This is a genomic window from Humibacter antri (assembly GCF_054777235.1).
This window is the reverse complement of sequence record NZ_BAAHAW010000040.1, coordinates 1-20,156: the sequence shown is the minus strand read 5'-3', so window position 1 is coordinate 20,156 and position 20,156 is coordinate 1. Positions and strand designations below refer to the sequence as shown.

Annotated in this window: 10 protein-coding genes and 1 pseudogene; 8 read left to right on the top strand and 3 right to left on the bottom strand. The window is 68.9% G+C overall.

Features of this window, described 5'->3' with window-relative positions; translation table 11 throughout:
• The first annotated feature begins 80 nt into the window (after window positions 1-80).
• The 7 genes and pseudogenes from ACYVDK_RS15235 to ACYVDK_RS15205 all read left to right on the top strand — a co-directional run bounded on the left by ACYVDK_RS15235 (window position 81) and on the right by ACYVDK_RS15205 (window position 16,089).
• Window positions 81-1,478 (top strand): serine/threonine-protein kinase, encoded by a 1,398-nt coding sequence (locus ACYVDK_RS15235; protein WP_460523254.1) that lies wholly within the window; start codon window positions 81-83, stop codon window positions 1,476-1,478.
• Complete coding sequence (locus tag ACYVDK_RS15230; RefSeq protein ID WP_460523252.1) at window positions 1,475-7,300, top strand: Ig-like domain-containing protein; 5,826 nt, start codon at window positions 1,475-1,477, stop codon at window positions 7,298-7,300. Before ACYVDK_RS15235 ends, ACYVDK_RS15230 begins: the two co-directional genes overlap by 4 nt.
• Window positions 7,301-7,332: 32 nt before the next feature.
• A pseudogene (locus tag ACYVDK_RS15225) lies at window positions 7,333-8,341 on the top strand (AAA family ATPase).
• Window positions 8,338-9,681 carry a DUF58 domain-containing protein gene (locus tag ACYVDK_RS15220; RefSeq protein WP_460523250.1) on the top strand — a complete coding sequence of 448 codons (1,344 nt, stop codon included), beginning with the start codon at window positions 8,338-8,340 and terminating at the stop codon, window positions 9,679-9,681. Before ACYVDK_RS15225 ends, ACYVDK_RS15220 begins: the two are co-directional and overlap by 4 nt.
• Window positions 9,678-11,993 carry a transglutaminaseTgpA domain-containing protein gene (locus tag ACYVDK_RS15215; RefSeq protein WP_460523248.1) on the top strand — a complete coding sequence of 772 codons (2,316 nt, stop codon included), beginning with the start codon at window positions 9,678-9,680 and terminating at the stop codon, window positions 11,991-11,993. Before ACYVDK_RS15220 ends, ACYVDK_RS15215 begins: the two co-directional genes overlap by 4 nt.
• Before the next feature lie 287 nt (window positions 11,994-12,280).
• A complete protein-coding gene (locus tag ACYVDK_RS15210) occupies window positions 12,281-12,949 on the top strand; it encodes a zinc-ribbon domain-containing protein (protein ID WP_460523246.1) in 669 nt (222 codons plus the stop codon).
• A 104-nt stretch (window positions 12,950-13,053) separates the two neighbouring features.
• Window positions 13,054-16,089: an FtsK/SpoIIIE domain-containing protein gene (locus ACYVDK_RS15205; RefSeq protein ID WP_460523244.1), complete on the top strand. Its 3,036-nt coding sequence runs from the start codon at window positions 13,054-13,056 to the stop codon at window positions 16,087-16,089.
• Between the two features lie 18 nt (window positions 16,090-16,107).
• Here ACYVDK_RS15205 and ald read toward each other — a convergent pair whose 3' ends face one another.
• Both ald and ACYVDK_RS15195 read right to left on the bottom strand, forming a co-directional pair.
• A complete protein-coding gene (gene ald / locus ACYVDK_RS15200; protein ID WP_460523242.1) occupies window positions 16,108-17,223 on the bottom strand; it encodes an alanine dehydrogenase in 1,116 nt (371 codons plus the stop codon).
• 122 nt (window positions 17,224-17,345) lie between these two features.
• Window positions 17,346-18,365 carry an asparaginase gene (locus tag ACYVDK_RS15195; RefSeq protein ID WP_460523240.1) on the bottom strand — a complete coding sequence of 340 codons (1,020 nt, stop codon included), beginning with the start codon at window positions 18,363-18,365 and terminating at the stop codon, window positions 17,346-17,348.
• Between the two features lie 205 nt (window positions 18,366-18,570).
• Here ACYVDK_RS15195 and ACYVDK_RS15190 point away from each other — a divergent pair, with 205 nt between their 5' ends.
• Complete coding sequence (locus ACYVDK_RS15190) at window positions 18,571-19,041, top strand: OsmC family protein (protein ID WP_460523238.1); 471 nt, start codon at window positions 18,571-18,573, stop codon at window positions 19,039-19,041.
• 184 nt (window positions 19,042-19,225) lie between these two features.
• Here ACYVDK_RS15190 and ACYVDK_RS15185 read toward each other — a convergent pair whose 3' ends face one another.
• On the bottom strand, window positions 19,226-20,023 hold the full coding sequence (locus ACYVDK_RS15185) for a lysophospholipid acyltransferase family protein (protein ID WP_460523236.1): 798 nt from the start codon (window positions 20,021-20,023) through the stop codon (window positions 19,226-19,228).
• Between the last annotated feature and the right edge of the window lie 133 nt (window positions 20,024-20,156).

Here is a 20,156-nt window from a genome sequence, read left to right as displayed (position 1 = left end):
CGAGGCCGTCGTGGGCCGCCTACAATGGTGCACGTTTCCCCGGCCGGGGACGATGACGACCGAGACGACGGGAGGCGCGCATGGCCACCAGGCTGCCCTCCGCCCCGCCCAACCTGCCGGGTTTCTCGTACGTTCGTGCGCTCGGATCCGGCGGCTTCGCCGACGTCTTCCTCTACGAGCAGAACATGCCGCGCAGGCAGGTGGCAGTGAAGGTGCTGCTTGCCGAGGTGGTCACGCCCAGCGTGCGTGCCATGTTCCAGGCGGAGGCCAACCTCATGGCCCAGCTGAGCGCGCACCCGGCGGTGCTGACCGTGTATCAGGCGAGCGTGGCATCCGACGGTCGTCCTTACCTCGTCATGGAGCTGTGCTCTCCCGTGCTGGGCCGGCGCTACCGAGCCGACCCCCTCGGCGTGCCGGAGGCGCTCGCCATCGGCATCAAGATCGCCGGTGCGGTCGAGACCGCGCATCGTGCCGGTGTGCTGCACCGTGACGTGAAGCCGTCGAACATCCTCACGACGGCGTACGGGCATCCGGTGCTGTCCGACTTCGGCATCGCGGCGACGATCGGGGACGCCGAGCTGACGGATGCCGTCGGACTCTCCGTGCCCTGGTCCGCTCCCGAGGTGCTGACCGACGAGACCACGGGCACGGTCGCCAGCGAGGTCTGGGCGCTGGGCGCCACGGTCTACTCGCTCATCGCCGGACGGTCGCCGTTCGAGGTGCCTGGAACCGACAACTCATCGGCTCAGCTGGTCTCGCGCATCCAGCGAGCCAAGCCGGAGCCGATCGGGCGCAGAGACGTTCCGGAACGGCTGGAGGCGGTGCTGCGCCGTTCGATGTCGAAACGGCCCGCGTCGCGTCAGCACAGCGTTCTCGAGTTCATCCGCGATCTGCAGTCCGTCGAGGCGGAGCTCGGGTATTCGCCGACGCCCGCCGACGTCGCCACAGACGAATGGGTCGCAGCCGCGGTCATGGACGATGACGACCGAACCAGGGTGAAGGGCGTTGCATCGGTGTCGCCGGAGCAACGTCGCAGGCGACGTCGTGAGGGCGATCCGCACACCGGCGAGCGCAGCGGGGCGCGTGAGACCAGCGCTTCGACCGCGCGCCCGACGCGCATGGGCGCGGGAGCGAGGTGGTTGATCGTCGCGTGCATCGTGCTCGGCGGCGCCTTCATCGGCACGCTCTCGTTCGTTCTCGTGCGCACCGCGACGCCCAGTGACATCCCCGTCGTGCGCAACATCGACGGCAAAGTGGTGGGCGGGTCCGTCGAGTTCAGCTGGCAGGATCCGGGTCTCGCGCCCGGAGACGAATATCAGGTGAGCGTTGATGGGGCGTCTTCGAGCCTGCAGCGCAGCACCACCTTCACCGTCGACTCCACCGGCCGGCGGGTGTGCCTCACCGTGACCGTGAACCGCTCGGGCCGAACGGGTGACACCAGTGCGGCCAAGTGCGTCGACCCGTTGGGCTCCCCATGACCGGCAGGCTCGCAGGCGAGCACCGCACCACGGCGCACCTCTTGGGCCGCCGACTTCTCGCTTTCGCCGCGCGTCGCCGGGCGACCGCGCTGACGGTCGCCGTCGGCGTCGTCGTGATCTCCCTCGTGGCGACCATCGCCATCGTCTCCGGCGGGTTCGTGCAGCAGCGGATGGTGCTCGGCGACGCTGCCGTATGGGTCACGAACACCTCCAAGCAGCTGCTCGGGCGCGCGAACACGCAGGTGAACGCGTTGAACTCGGCGGTCACGGCGAGCGACGAGTCGGTCGACGTCGCGCAGCGCGGCACGTCGGTGCTGCTCGTCGACCGCAGCACGAACACGGTCTCGAAGGTGGACCCGGCGACCGTCACGGCGGGCAAGGCCGTCGCGCTTCCCCCCAAGGATGCCCAGGTCGGCATCGCTGGCTCGCGCGCCGTCATCCAGTCGCTGGCGACGGGGCGCATCTGGCTGGTGCCTTTGACCGATCTGCAGTCCTACACGTCGGCATCCACTCCGACGCTCGACCTCGGCAGCCGGGTCATCACGTCGCTCACACCCGATGGCACGCTTTTCGCCTACTCGCAACAGGCCGGAACCGTCTACCGGATCGACGCGGCGACCGGCGACAGCGTCGTCCAGACGTGGCGTATCGGCCCGCTCACGAAGCACCAGTCCGCAGCCGACGTACAGCTCACGTCGGTGGGAGGGGGCTGGGCGCTGTACGACGATTCGGCGCGTGTTCTGCGCACGGCGGACGGCTCGAGAACACTGCCGGCAGTGGTGGGCGACCAGGGGGTGCTTGCGCAGGCATCGGATGCGGATGTCGACGTCACGATCGCCTCGGACTCCGGCGTCTATCTGGTGCCCGGCAGCGGCGAAGTGCGTCGTGCTGCACAGGGCGGATTCGGCACGGCCGCCGCGCCCGTGTGGGTGAACGGATGCCTCTACGCTGCCTGGGACACCGGCCAGACGTGGCGCTCCTGCACCGGCGGCGAAGCCGGACGCTCCGGCAGCCTCGCCCAGGTGCGCCCTGGCGCCGAACTCGCCTTCAGGGTGAACGGCGACACCGTCGTGCTCAACGACACGGTGCACGGAACCTCGTGGTCGGTTCAGCACGGCAACAGCGTCATCGACAATTGGGCGGACTTCGCCAAGCAGAACGATCAGACGCACCAGACCGAAGAGAACACGGAAGACAAGCCGCCGACCTGCGACAAGGTGCAGGCTCCGCCGGTCGCGGTGGACGACCATTTCGGCGCACGGCCCGGTACGACGACCATCCTGCCGGTGCTCCTCAACGACTACGACCCGAATTGCGCCGTGCTCGCCATCGACTCCGTCAGTCCGCTTCCCAGGACGACAGCGGTGGTGCAGCGTACGAGCAACGACCAGGAACTGCAGATCACACTCCCCGCCGACGCTCACGGGCAGGTCGACTTCGACTACACCATCAGCGACGGCCGCGGTGGCCAGGCGAACGCCCATGTGACCGTGACGGTGCGGCTGCCGAACGAGAACTCGCCGCCCGTGCAGGTGCGCGCCACGAAAGCGACAGTCGCCGCCGGGGGAAGGGTCTCGACCCAGGTGCTCGGCGACTGGTACGACCCGGACGGCGACCCGTTCTACCTCACATCCGCCTCCACCGCCTCGCCGAACACCGTGACATTCACGCCACAGGGCACCGTCACGTTCACTGATGCGGGAAAGGGCGGCAGCGTGCAATCCGTCGCGCTCACCATGTCGGACGGCCGAGCCGAAGCGCACGGCTCTCTCACGGTGACGGTGCGACCGCCGACCGATGTTCCGATCATCGCGGAGCCGTTCATCGCGACCGCCGTGGCCGGAGACGAGATCACGATCTCGCCGCTCGCCCACGTTCGCGGCGGTGTGGGGCCGGTGCGGCTGGCATCCGTACCCGACAAGCCCGATGTGACGCTGAGCCCGAACTTCGATGCGGGCACGTTCGGGTTCACCTCCGACTCAGCAGGCAGCCACTACGTCGAGTACACGGTGACCGATGGCTCCACGACCGCCACGGGCGAGGTGCGTGTGGTGGTCACCATGCCGCAAGACGCGGGCGACACCCCGGTCACCGTTCCGCACACCGCCTTCATCGAGCAGCAGAGCTCGCAGGAGGTGGATGTGCTCGCAACCGACTTCGACCCGGCAGGCGGCGTTCTCCTGATCACGGGTGCCCAGTCGCCGGCCACCGCGCAGGGAGTTCGCGTCGAAGTGCTCGAGCAGCGCATCCTCCGGGTCACGCTGACCCGCCCGCTGGAGGGCCCTGTCGCGTTCGACTACACGGTGAGCAACGGAACGGCGCAGGCTCAGGGCACGGTGCGCGTCATCGAGATACCGCGGCCCGCCGTGCGGCAGCCACCGGTGGCCAACCCCGACACCGTGGCGGTGCGAGTGGGCGACGCCATCGACATCCCGGTGCTCGACAACGACTCGCAGGCCGACGGCGACGACCTCACGCTCGACCCCGTGCTGCCCACACCGCTGCCGAAGGGAGCCGGGCTGCTCTTCGCCTCGGGCAACGAGTTGCGGTACCTGGCTCCGGACAAGCCGGGCAATTACACCGCCGTGTACCGTGTCGACGACGCGGACGGCCAATGGGCGACGGCCCAGGTCAGCATCGCCGTGCGCGAGATCGACCTGCAGTCGAATCGTCCGCCGATCCCGCAGACCGTGACGGCCCGCGTGTTGGCGGGCAACACGGTGCGCATCCCGATCCCGTTGAACGGCGTGGACCCCGACGGCGACTCGGTCAAGCTCGTCGGAGCCTCGACGAATCCTCAGAAGGGATCGGTGACGGCGGTCGGCCCTGACTGGATCGACTACCAGGCAGGCGACTATGCGGCCGGCACCGACACGTTCGACTACACGCTCGTGGATGCCCTGGGCGCGCACGCCGACGGCACGGTGCGGGTGGGCATCGCCCCGCAGGACGGCGCGGCCAGGAATCCGGTCGCCGTAGAGGATCAGGTGACCGTTCGGCCGGGGCGCACCGTCTCGGTGCAGGTGCTCGCGAACGACTCCGATCCTGACGGCAGCCCGCTGCACATCGTCTCCGTGCAGCGCACGTCGAGCGGGATCGCCAAGGCCGAGATCTCCGGCAAGATCGTGAAGGTTCGCGCCCCGCAGAAGGAAGGGCGATACGGATTCATCTACATGGTGCAGAACGACACCGGCGGATCCAGTTCCAACTTCCTCACGGTCGTCGTGAGCAAAGACGCTCCTCTGGCGCGTCCCGTCGTACAGGACACCGTGGTCGGGCTCAGCGACATCCTCGGACGCTCGCAGATCACCGTGAACCCGCTCGCGAACGTGTTCTTCGCCGACGGGCCGGTCTCCAGCCTGAAGCTGTCCATCGTGCCCGGCTTCGGCGACTCCGCGCAGGTGACCCCGGGTGGTCACGTGCGGGTGCGCATCCAGGCGAAGTCGCAGATCATTCCGTTCAAGGTCGCGCATCCCGACGATGCGAGAGTGGCGTCGTACGGTTTCATCCGGGTACCCGGGTACGAGGACGCGCTTCCGCAGCTGAAGTCGGGAGCGCCCAAACTGACGGTGCCGAGCGAGAAGGCGCTCGTCATCGATCTGAACGACTATGTGGTCGCCGCAGGCGGCAAGCACATCAGGATCACGGATGCCTCGCACGTGCACGCGACGCACGCTGATTCAGACAACCTGGTGCGCGACAACCACACACTGGTCTTCACCAGTGCCGCCAGGTACTTCGGGCCTGCCTCCATCTCGTTCGAGGTGACCGACGGGTCGTCGGCGAGCGATCCGAAGGGTCACATCGCCACGCTCACGCTGCCGATCACGGTCACGGCACGCAACAACCAGCCGCCGACGTTCACCGGGGCGCAGGTGGAGTTCGAGCCCGGCCAGCAGAAGACGCTCGATCTGACCAAGCTCACCAGGTACCCGTACGCGAAGGACCAGGCGGAGCTGCAGTATCGCGTCGTGGATCCCAAGCCAGACGGGGCATCCGTCTCGTTGCAGGGTCAGCAGCTGACCGTGCGGGTCTCCGATACGACGCCGAAGGGCACGCAGCTGAGCATCATCGTCGGCGTGCGCGACGCGGTGAACGACGGCCGGGCCGGGCGGATCGACATCACCGTGGTGCCGTCGACGAGGCCGCTCGCCGTTCCGCAGCCCGACCAGGTGACCGTCAGACGTGGCACGACGACGAGCGTCGACGTGCTCGCCAACGACCAGGCGACCAACCCGTTCCCCTCCACGCCGCTGACCGTCGTCGCCGTGCGCGGGGCATCCGACGGCACCCTGCCACAGGGTGTTCAGGTGACTCCGAGCGCGGACAGGGCTCGGCTCACGGTGTCGGTCGCCTCCAACGCCCAGCCGGTGGACACCACACTGCAGTACGAGGTCGCTGATGCCACGCGAGACCCCGCCAGATACACCTGGGGCACGGTCACGATCTCGGTTCAGGACCGCCCGGATCCGGTGTCGAACATGCGCATCATCGGAGTCGGCGACCAGCAGATCACCGTCGCGTGGGACGCCGGCGCCGCCAACAACGCGCCCATCACCGGCTACACGGTCGCGCTCGTCGAAGGCGGTGGCGTCGTCGGGTCGACCAACTGCAATGCCACCACCTGCACGGTGCAGACTCCCGGGAACGGGCCGCAGAACGCCGTACAGGTGCAGGTGACCGCGACGAACGCGATGGGCACGTCGGATGCCGTCGCCTACCCCGACCTCGTCTGGTCGAACGTGGTGCCCGCTGCGCCGACCGGGCTGACGGCGACGCCCGGTGACGGCTCTGCGCTCGTCTCGTGGAACGCGCCGCCGCCCGGCGGGGGAGCGAGTGCGGTCACTGCGTACCGCGTGAGCGTCGGGACCATCGTGCGAACCGTCCCGGCGGGAACGACCTCATTGCGGGTCAGCGGGCTGACGAACGGTCAGCAGGTGCAGGTCACGGTGTCGTCGATGAACGACTTCTACGGGGCGCAGCCGATCTGGAACACGGCCGGTCCGGTCACCGTGGTGCCGGCCGGAGCGCCGATCTGGACCGGATCTCCGGGTGTCACCGCCCAGAACGACGCCAACGGCACGGTCACGGTCAGCTGGCAGGGGATCGTCGATGCCAACGGCTCGTCGATCACGGGGTACTCGGTATCGTGCCCGACCGTCACGCCGGTCGGCCCGACCTCGGTCGACTGCAGGCTGCCCACCGGCCAGACCAGCACTGTGACGGTGACCGCGACGAACGGTGTCGGGTCCACGACGTCGCCGGCCGTCTCCGCCACACCGCCGGCACCGCCGCAGACCCCGACGAGTGTCTCGGTGTCGGCCGCCGACCCCGCAAAGGGCCAGTCCGGCCACTTCTGGCCCACCTTCAATGGCGCCTCGCCGACGCCCCAGGCATCCGGCGGTGCAACCGTGTCGTACCGGGTGCGCCTCGACGGCGGCAGCAGCTATCAGGTGCTGAGCCCCGGCAGCCTCATCCAGCCCGCCCAGTACGGGGTGGCCATGAACGTGACAGTTCAGGTCGTGGTGTCGTACCCGAACGGGGCGGTGCTGACCAGCGGATGGTCGTCCGCCGTCGGTGCAGGCATGGCGGTCGACGCCACTCTGGCCGGCTACGCGTACGCGTCCGCCACGCGCACGTTCAGCTGGACCGGTGCGCCGACGGCACCGCCGTACGGCTCCGTCGCCATCCTTTGCGACGGCATCCCTGTACCGCCGTCGGCGAACTCCTGCACGTCCGTCGCCGCCAACCCGACACTGTCCGTGCGCGTCTACGCCAACGGAAAGCTTGTTCCGTACGAGCAGGATTACCCAGCACAATGACCATCCACGACAACGAGGAGAGCACCCGCATCATGACGGACGCGCCGACGACCGCGACCAAGCCGCTCAATCCGCTCACCGACGACCAGGCGGCCTGGTTCCAGAGCACCGTCGACGCCATCGTCTCCAATATCGAACGGGTGCTGCTGGGAAAGACCCACGTCATCCGGCTGGCCGTGACTGCGCTGCTCAGCGAGGGGGCACCTGCTGCTGGAAGACGTGCCGGGCACCGGCAAGACGTCGCTGGCGCGGGCGCTCGCCGAGACGATCTCGGGAACGAGCAGTCGCATCCAGTTCACGCCCGACCTGCTGCCCGGCGACATCACCGGTGTCGGGGTATACGACCAGCGGGCCGGCGATTTCGAGTTCCACCCCGGACCGGTGTTCGCGAGCGTCGTGCTCGCCGATGAGATCAACCGGGCGAGCCCGAAGACCCAGTCCGCTCTTCTGGAGGTGATGGAGGAGCGGCAGGTCAGCGTCGACGGCGTCACGCACCGCCTCGCCCCTCCGTTCATGGTCATCGCCACCCAGAACCCCGTCGAGCAGGCCGGGACGTACCGTCTGCCTGAGGCACAGCTCGATCGTTTCATCATGAAGGCATCCATCGGCTATCCCGATCACGCGTCGATGGTGCGCATTCTGGAGGGGGCGGACCACCCGGCCCACGACACGGTTCTTCCCACCGTGGTGATGGGCGAGATGGTGACGACCATGTCGAAGCTCGCGCGAGCCGTTCACGTCGATCCGGCCATCAACGACTACGTGTCGAAGCTCGTGGATGCCACGCGCAACGCCGCCCAGGTGCGTCTCGGCGTCAGCGTGCGCGGCGGGCTCGCGCTCATCCGCACCGCGAAGACGTACGCCGCAGCGATGGGTCGCTCCTACGTCGTGCCCGACGACGTGAAGACTCTGGCCGAGCCCGTGCTCTCGCATCGGATCGTGCTCGACCCGGAGGCCGAGTTCGACGGGGTCACGCCGCAGAGCATCGTGGCGGGCGTCGTTCTCGAGACTCCGCCCCCTCTTGACGGGACGGCCGTGTGAGCTTCGACCACTCCGGCGGCGACACCGGGCTCGACAATGCGCGAACCCGGCTCGTCGGCGCGCGCGAAGGCAGGCTCGCGGATGCCATCGTCACGGCCGTTCGGCTCTGGCGCACGTTTGCGAGCGGTTGCGCACGCGCGTGGGTTCGGATGAGCGAGGTGACGACCTTCAGTGGAGTGTGCGTGGGCATCGTGACGATCGCCGCGTTCATCGCCGGCTACGTCGCCGGATGGTCGGAGGCCGTACTCTTCGCCTGGATCGGCGTCGCGCTGTTCCTCGTCGCAGTGCTGTACCTGCTCGGCTCGGTCGCCTATCGTGCCGAACTGCAGCTGCCGGCGCCCCGGGTGGTCGTCGGCACGCCTGCGCCCGTCGACGTGGTGGTCTCGAACACGACAAGACGTGGTCTTCTGGCCGCCCGCATCGAGGTTCCTGTCGGGGAGGGCGTCGCCGAGTTCGCCGTGCCCGGCCTTCGTCCCGGCGCGGAATTCCGCGACCTCTTCCTGGTTCCGACACCGCGTCGTGGTGTGGTGACGATCGGTCCCGTGCGCTCCGTGCGCGCCGACCCGGTCGGGCTGCTGAGACGCGAGACGGACTGGCAGCAGACCGCCGAGCTGTTCGTGCATCCGCTTACCGTCGCCGTCCCGAGCATGAGCACGGGACTCGTGCGCGACCTCGAGGGGAACTCCACGCGCGACCTCACGACCAGCGACATGTCGTTTCACGCGCTGCGCGAGTACACGCAGGGCGATGAGCGACGCCACATCCACTGGCGAAGCACGGCGAAGACCGGCGACTTCATGGTGCGACAGTACGAGCAGACCCGGCGCAGCAACCTGCTCCTGGCGCTGTCGTTGGCGGAGGGCGACTTCGCGAACGCCGAGGAGTTCGAGCTCGCCGTGAGCGCCGCTGCATCGCTCGGCGTTCGTGCCGTGCGCGACGACCGGTCGGTGTCGTTCGTGGTGAGCGAGCGAACACCGGACTTCGCCAAGACGCCGGTCTATGACGTGCGCAAGCTCGACAGCGTCACGCCGACCCGTCTTCTCGATGCCCTGTGCCGCGTCGAGCGGTTCACCTCGGCGCTGCGCATCACCGACGTCGCGCGCGTCGCGGCGGACACCACACCCGACGTCTCGATCGCATTCCTGGTCTGCGGATCCGCCGTCACGACTGCCCAGTTGCGGCACGCAGGCACGATGTTCCGGGCCGGCACCGAGGTCGTCGCCGTTCGGTGCCTTCCCGAGGAGGCGCCTGGGCTGCGCCGGGTGGGCGAACTCAGCATCCTCACCATCGGCTACCTCGACGACCTGCGCTCCAGCCTGGCGCGTTCGAGGGCCGCATGAGGCGCAGAGACCTGATCCAGCGTGCGATCGGCACGGCGTACCTGCTGGTGCTGATGGGCGCATGCGTCGCCGCGTTCTGGCCGGTGTACCAGAACACGGACTTCGTGGTGATGGCGCTCTGTGCGATCGTCGCGGCAACGGCCGTGGCGACGTGCGGAGCGATCCTGCGCTGGTCCACCGTGGTGACCACGCTCGTGGCGTTGGGGGCGTTCCTCGTGCTGGGCGTGCCGCTAGCAGTGCCGGGGGAGACGCTCTGGCGTGTGATCCCCACCCCGCAGGGTCTCCTCGACCTGGTCACGGCGCTGGCGTTCAGCTGGAAGCAGCTCGTGACGATCCCGGTGCCGGTCGGTTCGTACCTCGCACTGCTCGTGCCCGCCTACGTTCTCGCATTCGCCGGTGCGGTCGTGTCGGTCACTGTCGCCTTCCGCTCTCGGATGCCCGAGCTCGCGCTCGTTCCGCCGCTCGTCGTCTTCACCCTGGCGATCGTGCTCGGTTCCGACACGACGGCGATCCCGCTTCCGCCGACCATCGGGGTGGCGGCGTTGAGCGTCGGCTGGTTGATCTGGATGCGCCGCCGCCGCCGCATCTCCCGCCTGGTCTCTTTGGCCAGCGAGCACGCCGACGGCGTGCGCCGAAGCGAGCGTTCGCTCGCCGGCGCACGGTCCGCCGGCATCGCACTGCTCGCCGTCGTGCTCGCCCTGATGGCTGCTGCCGGCGTCTCGTCGGGCATTCCTCCCGTGGCGGCCCGAACGGTTGCCCGCACCGCGACGACCCCGCCGTTCGATCCGCGAGACTATCCGAGTCCGTTGTCTGGTTTTCGTTCGTACCTGGAGCCTGACGAATCCGGCAAAGCGCTGTTCACGGTCGATGGCATCGGGGATCTGCACAGGCTGCGCATCGCCACCATGGACACCTATGACGGCATCGTCTACGCGGTGGGCACGCAGCCGGGGGACTCGGGTGCGTTCGCGAGGATTCCCGACACGCTGACGCTGCCTGCGACATCCGCTCGCACGGACCGGCACCGTCAGGAGGTCGACGTCACGATCGACGGCCTCGCCGGCCCGTGGCTGCCCACCTTCGGCGATCTGCAGAACATCTCGTTCGGCGGGAACAGCCCCGACGCACTTCGCGATGGCTTCTATTACAACGCCACGACCGCGACCATGGCAGAGGTCGCGAAGCTGACCGGTGGTGACTCGTATCGCATCACGGCCGACGTCACGCCCACGAAGACGATCGCGCAACTGACCAAGGCCCGTCCGGGCGCTGCAGTGCTGCCGGCACTCGACGTCGTGCCCGGCCGGCTGGATGACACGCTGCACCGGTACGAGGGCGACGCGGCCAGCCCGGGCGCGAAGCTGGCGGCCGCGTTGAAACAGCTCGCCGATACCGGATACATCAGCCATGGCATCGGCAACGAGGTGAAGAGCCTCTCGGGCCACGGTGCCGATCGCATCGACGCGCTGCTCACGGCACAGCCGATGGTGGGCGACCAGGAGCAGTACGCCGTCACGGCCGCGCTGATGGCGAGGCGGATCGGGTTCCCCGCCCGGGTCGCGCTCGGGTTCTCGGTGCCGCAGAAGGCGAACGGCGACAGCGTGACGATCACGGGGGCGGACGTGACGGCCTGGATCCAGGTGCAGACCGCACAGGACGGCTGGGTCGACGTCGACCCCAACCCGCAGGTGCGGCCGATTCCGCAGAAGAAGCCCGACGAGCCGAAGCAGATCTCACGCCCGCAGTCGATCGTGGAGCCGCCCAAGGACAATGTCGCCCACGAGCAGAGCCCTCCACCGCAATCGCACGTCGCCCAGGAGCACGACAATCGGATGCCCGCCTGGCTGAGCATCCTGCTCGCCGTTCTCAGTGTGCTCGGGTGGATCGCACTGATCGCCGCACTGGTCGCGTCCCCGTTCCTCGCGGTGATCGCCGCGAAGTGGCGTCGCAACCGGATGCGGCGGTCCGCACGCGTGCTTCCGCGCGGACGCATCTCGGGTGCGTGGCGGGAGTTCGCCGACAATGCGGTCGACCACGGTTATCTGACTCCCGGCGCGGCGACCCGCACGGAAGTCGCGCGGGCCGTCGGCGGTCCGCGACCCGTGCTGCTCGCGGCGGTCGCCGACCGGTCGGCGTTCGGTCGCGCCGAGCCGACGGACGACGATGCCGATCAGGTCTGGAGGGCGGTCGACGAGCTGCGTCGCGACCTGGACGGGCGCACCACCAGATGGGGCAGGCTGCGCGCCCGGATCTCACTTCGCTCACTGGGCGGCTACCGTGTAAACAACCGCGCAAAGAATGCGGTGCGATAGAGGCGATTGAGGGTTGGACGCGCAAGCTTGCTTGCGTGGCTGGCCCGATTGAGTCTTTGAGCGGCAGCGATTGAGGCGATTGAGGGTTGGACGCGCAAGCTTGCTTGCGTGGCTGGCCCGATTGAGTCTTTGAGCGGCAGCGATTGAGGCGATTGAGGGTTGGACGCGCAAGCTTGCTTGCGCGGCCGGCCCCATCAAGTCTTCGAGCGGGATCGAGAGAAGCAAGCAACGCTGAGGGTGTCCTGCCGGGGGCATGTCGGTGAGGACGCGTCGGGGAGGAGGGGGCCGTGAACTGTGGGTCATGCGGTGCTGCGCTGCCGGAAGGGGCGATGTTCTGTGGCAACTGCGGGCGGGCAGTGGCCACCGCCATCGTTCCGCGCAACCGCATGGTCGATCCCCGGCCCGGCGACACCACGATTCTTCCGCCGGAATACCGAGCGTCGATGCGCTCGGCGACGCCGGCCGAGACCACGGATCGTGCTGCGGCTCCCGAGTCCCCGCCGAGTGTCGGGCTTCCACCGGTTCCCGAGTCTCCACCGGTTCCCGAGTCTCCGCCGGTTCCCGAGTCTCCGCGAGCGCCCGAGCCTCCGGCGGCACCCGAGTCCGACATCCCGACAAGGCCGATCCCGCCCGTACCGTACGTGCTCTCGTTCTCGACGGGCGAGCGGGTCGTGGTCGTGGGCGCCGGTCTGCTCGGTCGCCGCCCGTTCGCGCAGCCAGGGGAGCGGTTCGACCAACTCGTGTCGATAGCCGACCATGAGCGTTCGGTGTCGAAGACGCACCTGGAATTCGGCGTGGAAAGCGGCGATCTCTGGGTCTGCGACCGGTACTCCGCCAACGGCACCGTCATCATCCCGCCCGCCGGTGGTCCGCATCGCTGCGAGCCGGGGCGCCGCTATCGCGTTCCGCGCGGTGGACGGGTGGAGCTCGGTGACCATTGGTTCGACGTGCGCTGAGCGTCGGTTCGCTCCGTCCGTCCCCAGGGGGTGCCCGAAGGCATCCGTGCACGGATGCCCGGTCGGGCCGTTCCCGGGTCCGCTCGATCGGCTGCACTGGACACATGCCAGTCCCCGACCCGACCATCGGCGAACAACTCACGCTGCCCAGCCATCCTGCCGCTCCCCCGAAAGCATCGTTCCCACTCCTTGCGGTGCTCGCCCCGCTCGCCGGCGCCGCCGTGCTGTTCGCGATCGTGCGTTCGCCGTACATGCTCGCATTCGCTGCGCTCAGCCCGGTCATCGCGGTGGCGAGCGCGATCGATGGCCGTCTCTCCGCGCGCAGACGACGACGAGCGGATGCCCGTGCCTACGCCGCCGATGTCGACCGGTTCGTCGCCGAGGTCGCGGCCGCGCACGATAGGGAGAGAAGAGCACTGCAGGCCAGGCACCCTAGCGCGGCCGCGCTGCTCACGGACGCCGCACTGCGGCCGCGTCGCTGGGCCGAGTCTGGCGAGCGGTTCGCGCCGGTGCGAATCGGTACTGGCGCAGTGCCGAGCACGGTTCCCCTCTCAGGTGCGACGAGCTCCCGTGACGACCGTGAGCTGCTCGCCGGAGCCCGGTTCGTCGAAGGGGCGCCGGTCGTCGCCGATCCGGCAGGCGGAATCGGAGTGATCGGCGTACGAACCGTCGCGCGGGCGGTCTTGCGGGGGCTCGTCGTACAACTGGCGCATGCGCATCCTCCCGGCGCACTCGCGATGACGGCCCCGCCGGGGGAGGCGTACGACTGGCTGGACGACTACCCGCACGGCGCTCATCCGCACGGCGAACCGTTGCGCCTGCGCATCGTCGACGATGCCGCAGACGAGGGTGAGCACACAGTGCAGGTCGGCTCGCAGCCACGACGACCCCCAGGAACGAGAACGCCGGCGGGTGCGGCACGCGGGCTCGTGCAGCCAGGGGTGAGCACCCCGCCGACCACTGTGCTCTCGGTCGCCGAGCGCGTGGACGAACTCCCGGCAGGATGCCGAATGGTCCTCGCCGTCGAAGCGGACGGCACTCTCACCGTGCTCTCTCCGCCGGACACGGTCGGAGGGCTGCGGGGTGAGTTCGTAACGGCTCAAGAAGCGGCGGGATTCGGACGAGACCTTGCGCTGTCGGCGCTGACCCGCGGCGTCGATCTCGGCACGCCGTTGCCGGCCGCGGTGCGTTTCGCCGACCTCGCTCACGCCCGCCCCGCCCGCGAGGAGGCCACGAGCCTCGCATCGACGGGTACCGCGCCGACGGGTACCGAGCTCACCGAGTTGGCTGCAGTGGTGGGGATCTCGCCCTCCGGCCCGCTCGTGCTCGACCTGGTGGCCTCCGGTCCGCACGCCATCGTCACGGGAACCACGGGAAGCGGCAAGAGTGAGCTGCTGATCACCTGGGTGCTGGCGATGGCGAGTCTCACGCCGCCGCAACGGGTGGGGTTCTTACTCGTCGACTTCAAGGGTGGCACGGCGTTCCAGCGGCTCACCGCGCTGCCCCACACCGTCGGAGTCGTCACGGATCTCGCGCACGGGGAAGCGGAGAGAGCGTTGAAGAGCCTGCGCGCCGAGCTGCGCAGAAGGGAGTCCGAGCTGGCGCGACTGGGCGTGTCCGACATCGCCGACGCCGGCGAGGGGCTGTCCCGCCTCGTCATCGTCGTGGACGAGGCCGCCGCGATGCTCACCGCATTCCCCGAGCTCGGCGGACTCTTCTCCGACCTGGCTGCGCGTGGCAGAGCTCTCGGGGTGCATCTCATCCTCGGCACTCAGCGGGCGACCGGCGTGCTCAGCGATGCGCTCATCGCCAACTGCGCACTCCGCGTCTCGTTACGACTCGCCTCCGGCGCCGACAGTGCGGCACTGCTCGGAACGGATGCGGCCGCCCAGCTTCCGCACGGGCAGCCCGGCCGTCTCGTGGTCTCCCGCGACGGCGAGCTCCTCACGGCACAAGCGGCCACGACCGAGCCCGGTGACGTGGAGGCCATAGCGCGGTCGCATTCCGGCGCCACCAGGCCGATCGCACCGTGGCTGCCGGCGCTGCCACCCCGCATCCCGCTGAGCGCGTTCGGGGCACCGCCGCTGGGCTCTGTGGTGATCGGGGCAGGAGACGACCCGGACCGGCAGCTCCAGGAAGGCATCATCTATCGGCCCGAGAACGCTCATCTGCTCGTGCTCGGCGTCCGCGGATGCGGAAAGTCCACGACGCTGCACGCCGTTCGCGCGCAGTGGACGGGCTCGGTCATCGTCGTCCCGCAGGACGTCGAGCGGGCATGGGATGCTCTCGGGCGTGCCGAGGCCCTCCTGCACGCCGGAAGAGGGAACGAACCACCTGCGCCCGGTGTCTCGCTGGTGCTGCTGGATGACGTGGATGCTCTGCTCGAGCGGTTCGACGACGAGCACCGCGACGCGGCGACCGAGTGCATCCGCTCGCTTCTGATCGACGGGCCGCGCGCCGGCATCGGTGTCGTCTGCACGGCTGCCGGGCTTCCGAGCGGTCTGCGCAGCGTGCACAGCCGGTTCGGAGAACGACTGCTGCTTCGCCAGGCTGACAGGCAGGAGCACGTGCTCGCCGGTGCGCCGGCCGAGCTCTTCGACCCCTCGGCTCCGCCCGGGCGTGGTGTCTGGCGGGACAAGGCCGTTCAGGTGGCGCTTGTGCACGAGCACGACCTCGACGACCTGGAAGGCACCGCTGCGCAGACGGCTCCGCCCGTGCTGGACTTCCCGGCCGGGTCCATCACCGTGGTCGTGACACGCGCACCGGGTTCGACGGCACGCAGGCTGCAGCATGCCGTCCCCGGACTCGACGTCATCGACCTCACCGATCCTGGCGGCGCGGCTCGTGTGGGAAGCGTGTCGTTTCCCGGCCATGATGTGCAGAGCACGCCGACGGGTGATCTGAGGGTGACGGTGGGTGCTCGGCCGACCGCGATCGTCGGCGATCCGGATGCCTGGCAATCCGGTTGGTCGCTGCTGGGCCGCCTGCGACCGACGGCATCCGTCGTGTTCGAGGGCTGCACCCTCGCCCAGATGCGCGCGGTCCTGCACACCCGCGTTCTTCCTCCGGCCGCGCTGCCCGGCCGCTTGCTGGTGTGCGACTCGGCGACCGACTTCACCAGGGCGAGGATGCCGTCGTGAGGTCCGCTCGCGGCGACCTCAGCCGAGCACCTCCTGCATCGTGACCGCAGGCACACCGTTCGCCTGGGCGACGCCGGCGTTGGTGACCGCCCCGGCTGCCACGTTCAGTCCGAGTGCGAGCGAGTGGTCTGCCTTCAGCGCCGCCTGCCAGCCGTTGTTCGCGATCGCCCGCAGGTACGGCAGCGTCGCATTGGTGAGCGCGTGCGTCGAGGTGTGCGGCACGGCTCCCGGCATGTTGGCGACGCAGTAGAACACGGTGTCGTGCACGCGGAACGTCGGGGCGTCGTGCGTGGTGGGATGCGAGTCTTCGAAGCAGCCGCCCTGATCCACCGCGATGTCCACGAGCACACTGCCGGCCCGCATCCTCGCCACCACGTCGTTGCGCACCAGCTTGGGCGCCTTCGCGCCGGGCACCAGCACGGAGCCGATGACGAGGTCCGCCTCCAGCACCGCACGCTCCACCTCGAAAGCGGTGGAGGCGATCGTCTTGATGCGGCCTGCGTAGTGCGCGTCGAGCTCGCGCAGTCTGCCCACGTTGGTGTCCAGCACGGTCACGTCAGCGCCGAGGCCGACGGCGACGGAAGCCGCGTTCGTGCCCGCGACACCGCCGCCGATGACGACGACCTTGGCCGGGTACGTGCCGGGCACTCCTGGAACGAGGAGCCCCGACCCGCCGTGCGGCTTCAGCAGTGCGTTCGCGCCGACGATGGGCGCCAGCCTGCCCGCGACCTCACTCATCGGGGCGAGCAGCGGAAGCGAACGATCGGGGCGCTGCACTGTCTCGTAGGCGATCGCGATCACGCCCGAATCCGTGAGTGCCTGCGTGAGCTCGGGCTCGGCGGCCAGGTGGAGATAGGCGAACAGCACGAGCCCCTTGCGGAAGTAGCCGAACTCGCTCTCGATGGGCTCCTTCACCTTCAGGAGCAATTCGGCGCTCGCCCATGTGCTTGCGGCATCCGGCTCCATGATCGCGCCGGCGTCGGAGTACGCCGAGTCGGGAATCGACGAACCGTCACCCGCCCCCGACTCCACGTGCACCTCGTGTCCGTTCGCGACGAGGTCGTGCACGCCGGCCGGAGTGATGGCCACCCGGTACTCGTTGTTCTTGATCTCGCGGGGAATGGAGATTCTCATCGTCTTCCTTGTCTCTTGCTTCACAGACCGCATCGGTCCGCTCGCGGTCTCCCTCGACCGCGAAGTCTTTGCGCTCGCCCGCCACAGGCCGAAGCCGTTCGCGACCGTGCCGTCCGCACGATTCAGACCACCGGAGAAAGCCGCCCGACCGGGGCGCCGCCCCCGAAGATGGTGGTGTCCGGCCCGTCGAGAGCCGCGCTCGCCGCCGATGCATCGACGGCCGCCGCTTTCACGAGGAGTCCCACGGCGGCCGCGCGCGCCGCCGGAACGCTGCCGTCGAGCACCTTCACCGCGACAGTGGTGCCGTCAGATGCAGCGATCGTCATCACCCCGTCGGCGCCGGCCTTGGCATAGCAACCGAGCGTCTCCATCAGCACGGTGTCCGGCCTGCCGTGTCCGGAGATCGCCCACGGATGCTCGCGAGCGCTCCTGTGCACCCACGCGGCGTTCCGGAACAGCGCGAACGGCGACCGCTCCGACGCGGTCGCCAGACGCTGAACCCCGCGGGCGAGTCCGGCGAGTGTCACGGCGAAGACCGGTGCACCGCATCCGTCGACAGCGGTGTGGGCGATCTTCTCGCCGGTGAGCCGCTCGACGACGTCTTTCACGTGCTGCTGCAACGGATGCCGTTGGTCTGTGTAGTCGGCGGTGGTCCAGCCGCTGGCGGCACACGCGGCGAGCATGGCGGCGTGCTTGCCGGAGCACTCCATGTACAGGGGAGCGGGAGCTCCGCCGCCGCGCAGCACCTCTTCGCGCGAAACCCGGTCGGCGGGCAGCGCGGGCGGGCAGCGCAGAGCCGCCTCGTCGAGCCCCGCCCCGGCGAGGATGCCCAGCACCACCTCGAGATGATCAGCCGTTCCTGCGTGGCTCGCCGTGGCCAGTGCGGTCTGCACGCCGTCGAGGCGAGCGCCCGCACCGATGGAGGCCACCGCCTGGAACGGCTTCATGGTGGAGCGCGGAAGGATCAGGGAGTCGGGGGAGCCGAGTGCGATCATCCGCTCTCCGTCGGGGGAGAGCACTACGGCCGAGCCGACATGGCGGTTCTCCAGGAACCCGCTGCGGTCGGTCACGGCGAGTTCGACGGCCGCCGACGCTTCGAAGGTGCCACCGAGTACACGCGGGGCACGCAACGAATCGCTCATGGTGTTTCGAGTCTAACGAGGCCCCGACGACGGATGTTTGCGGTGCGGCGGTCGATCCGTGCGATCCTCGCCCGCCCGACGGCGGACTGTGCGACCGAAGCGTGCGCGATCGCGATCGCATCCGGCGCGAATGCGGCAGAGTGGTGTCGAAAGGGCCCGGCAGCACGCACCCCCCCGAAAGCACGGACGTGAGTAAGGACAGCACATGAACGTCGACCACCACTATGCGCTGACCCTGGAATGGACCGGCAATCGCGGCAGCGGCACGAGCGGCTACCGAGACTATGGCCGCGACCACATTGTGCTCGCCGAAGGCAATCCGCCGATCGAGGGCTCCAGCGACCGCACCTTCTTCGGCGATGCGGAGCGATGGAACCCGGAGGAGCTGCTGGTGGCAGCTCTGGCGCAGTGCCACATGCTCAGCTTCCTGCACGTCGCCCAGCGCAACGGTGTGGTGGTGACCGCATACACCGATTCGCCCACCGGCGCTATGACGACGACCCCGGACGGCGCCGGACACTTCACCTCTATGACCCTTCGACCGTCGGTGACCGTCACCGACGCCGAGCAGGTCGAACTGGCGCAGAGCCTCCATGCGGAGGCGTCCAGGTTGTGCTTCATCGCGGCATCCGTCAACTTTCCGGTCCATCACGAACCGAGCACGACGGCTGGATGAGTTCTCGCCGCCGGTCGAGCGAGTCGAACGGGGTGGACCACCGCGCGGCCGAACGATGACGAGGAGCGCCATCATCCAGCGGCCAGCGGTACATCCGAAGCAAACCAGTTCCGAAGGGGACCAGCTTCGAAGCTAACCAGCCGAAGTAGACCAGCTCCGAAGCGAGATCAGAGCCTCCCCGAGCTCAACCGGCAGTGATCGCTTCCTCAGCCGGTGCCTCGTTGTAGACACCGGCCTCGGTCTGGCCGCTGAGGCGCTGGATCTCGGCCATGATGGCATCCGTCGCCTGGCGCCTGGCCTTTCCGCTGGATGCCGGACCGAATGTCGAGACGTCGATCGGTGTGCCGAACGCGACGGTGACCCTCGCGAATGCCGGCATCTTCGAGCCGACCGGCTGCAGGCGCTCGGTGCCGACGAGCCCGACCGGAACGACGGGAGCGCCGGTCGTCAGCGCCAGCCAGGCGACGCCGGTGCGACCGCGGTAGAGGCGTCCATCCCGAGAACGAGTGCCCTCGGGGTAGAGGGCGAACGCGTTGCCCGATTCCAGGATGCCTTTGCTGATCTCCAGCGCGTCCTGCGCGTCTCGCCCGGCTCCGCGCCGTACTCCCACGGCGCCGATCGCCGTGAAGAAGGTGCGATTGACCCAGCCCCGCAGGCCATGGCCCTCGAAGTAGTGCGACTTCGCCAGGAATTGAATGCGCCGGGGCGCCACGACCGGGATCACGACGCTGTCGATGAACGAAAGGTGGTTGCTGGCGAGGATGACGGCGCCCGTCTTGGGCACGTTGCGCCTGCCGATCACGCGCGGGCGATACAGCAGCCGGGCGAGCGGTCCGATCACGAATCGACCGAATGCGTACACCGCGCCCGCGCGTGGCGGGCGGGCGTTCGTCACGGCAGGGCGGGTACTGGACTGGACGGAGAACCCTGTCGCGGCCGCGTTCGGAACGATGATGGGCTCCGGCCGCAACAGTGTGGTCATACTCTCGACACTACGTCGCGGCGTATAACCGATGCGGAATGCCTGCCGGACCGGCGGGTGCCTCAGCCCGGATCCACCGATGGGTGGTGAGTTGAGGTCGGCGAGTTAAACGGAGAATGCCTATCTGATCAGG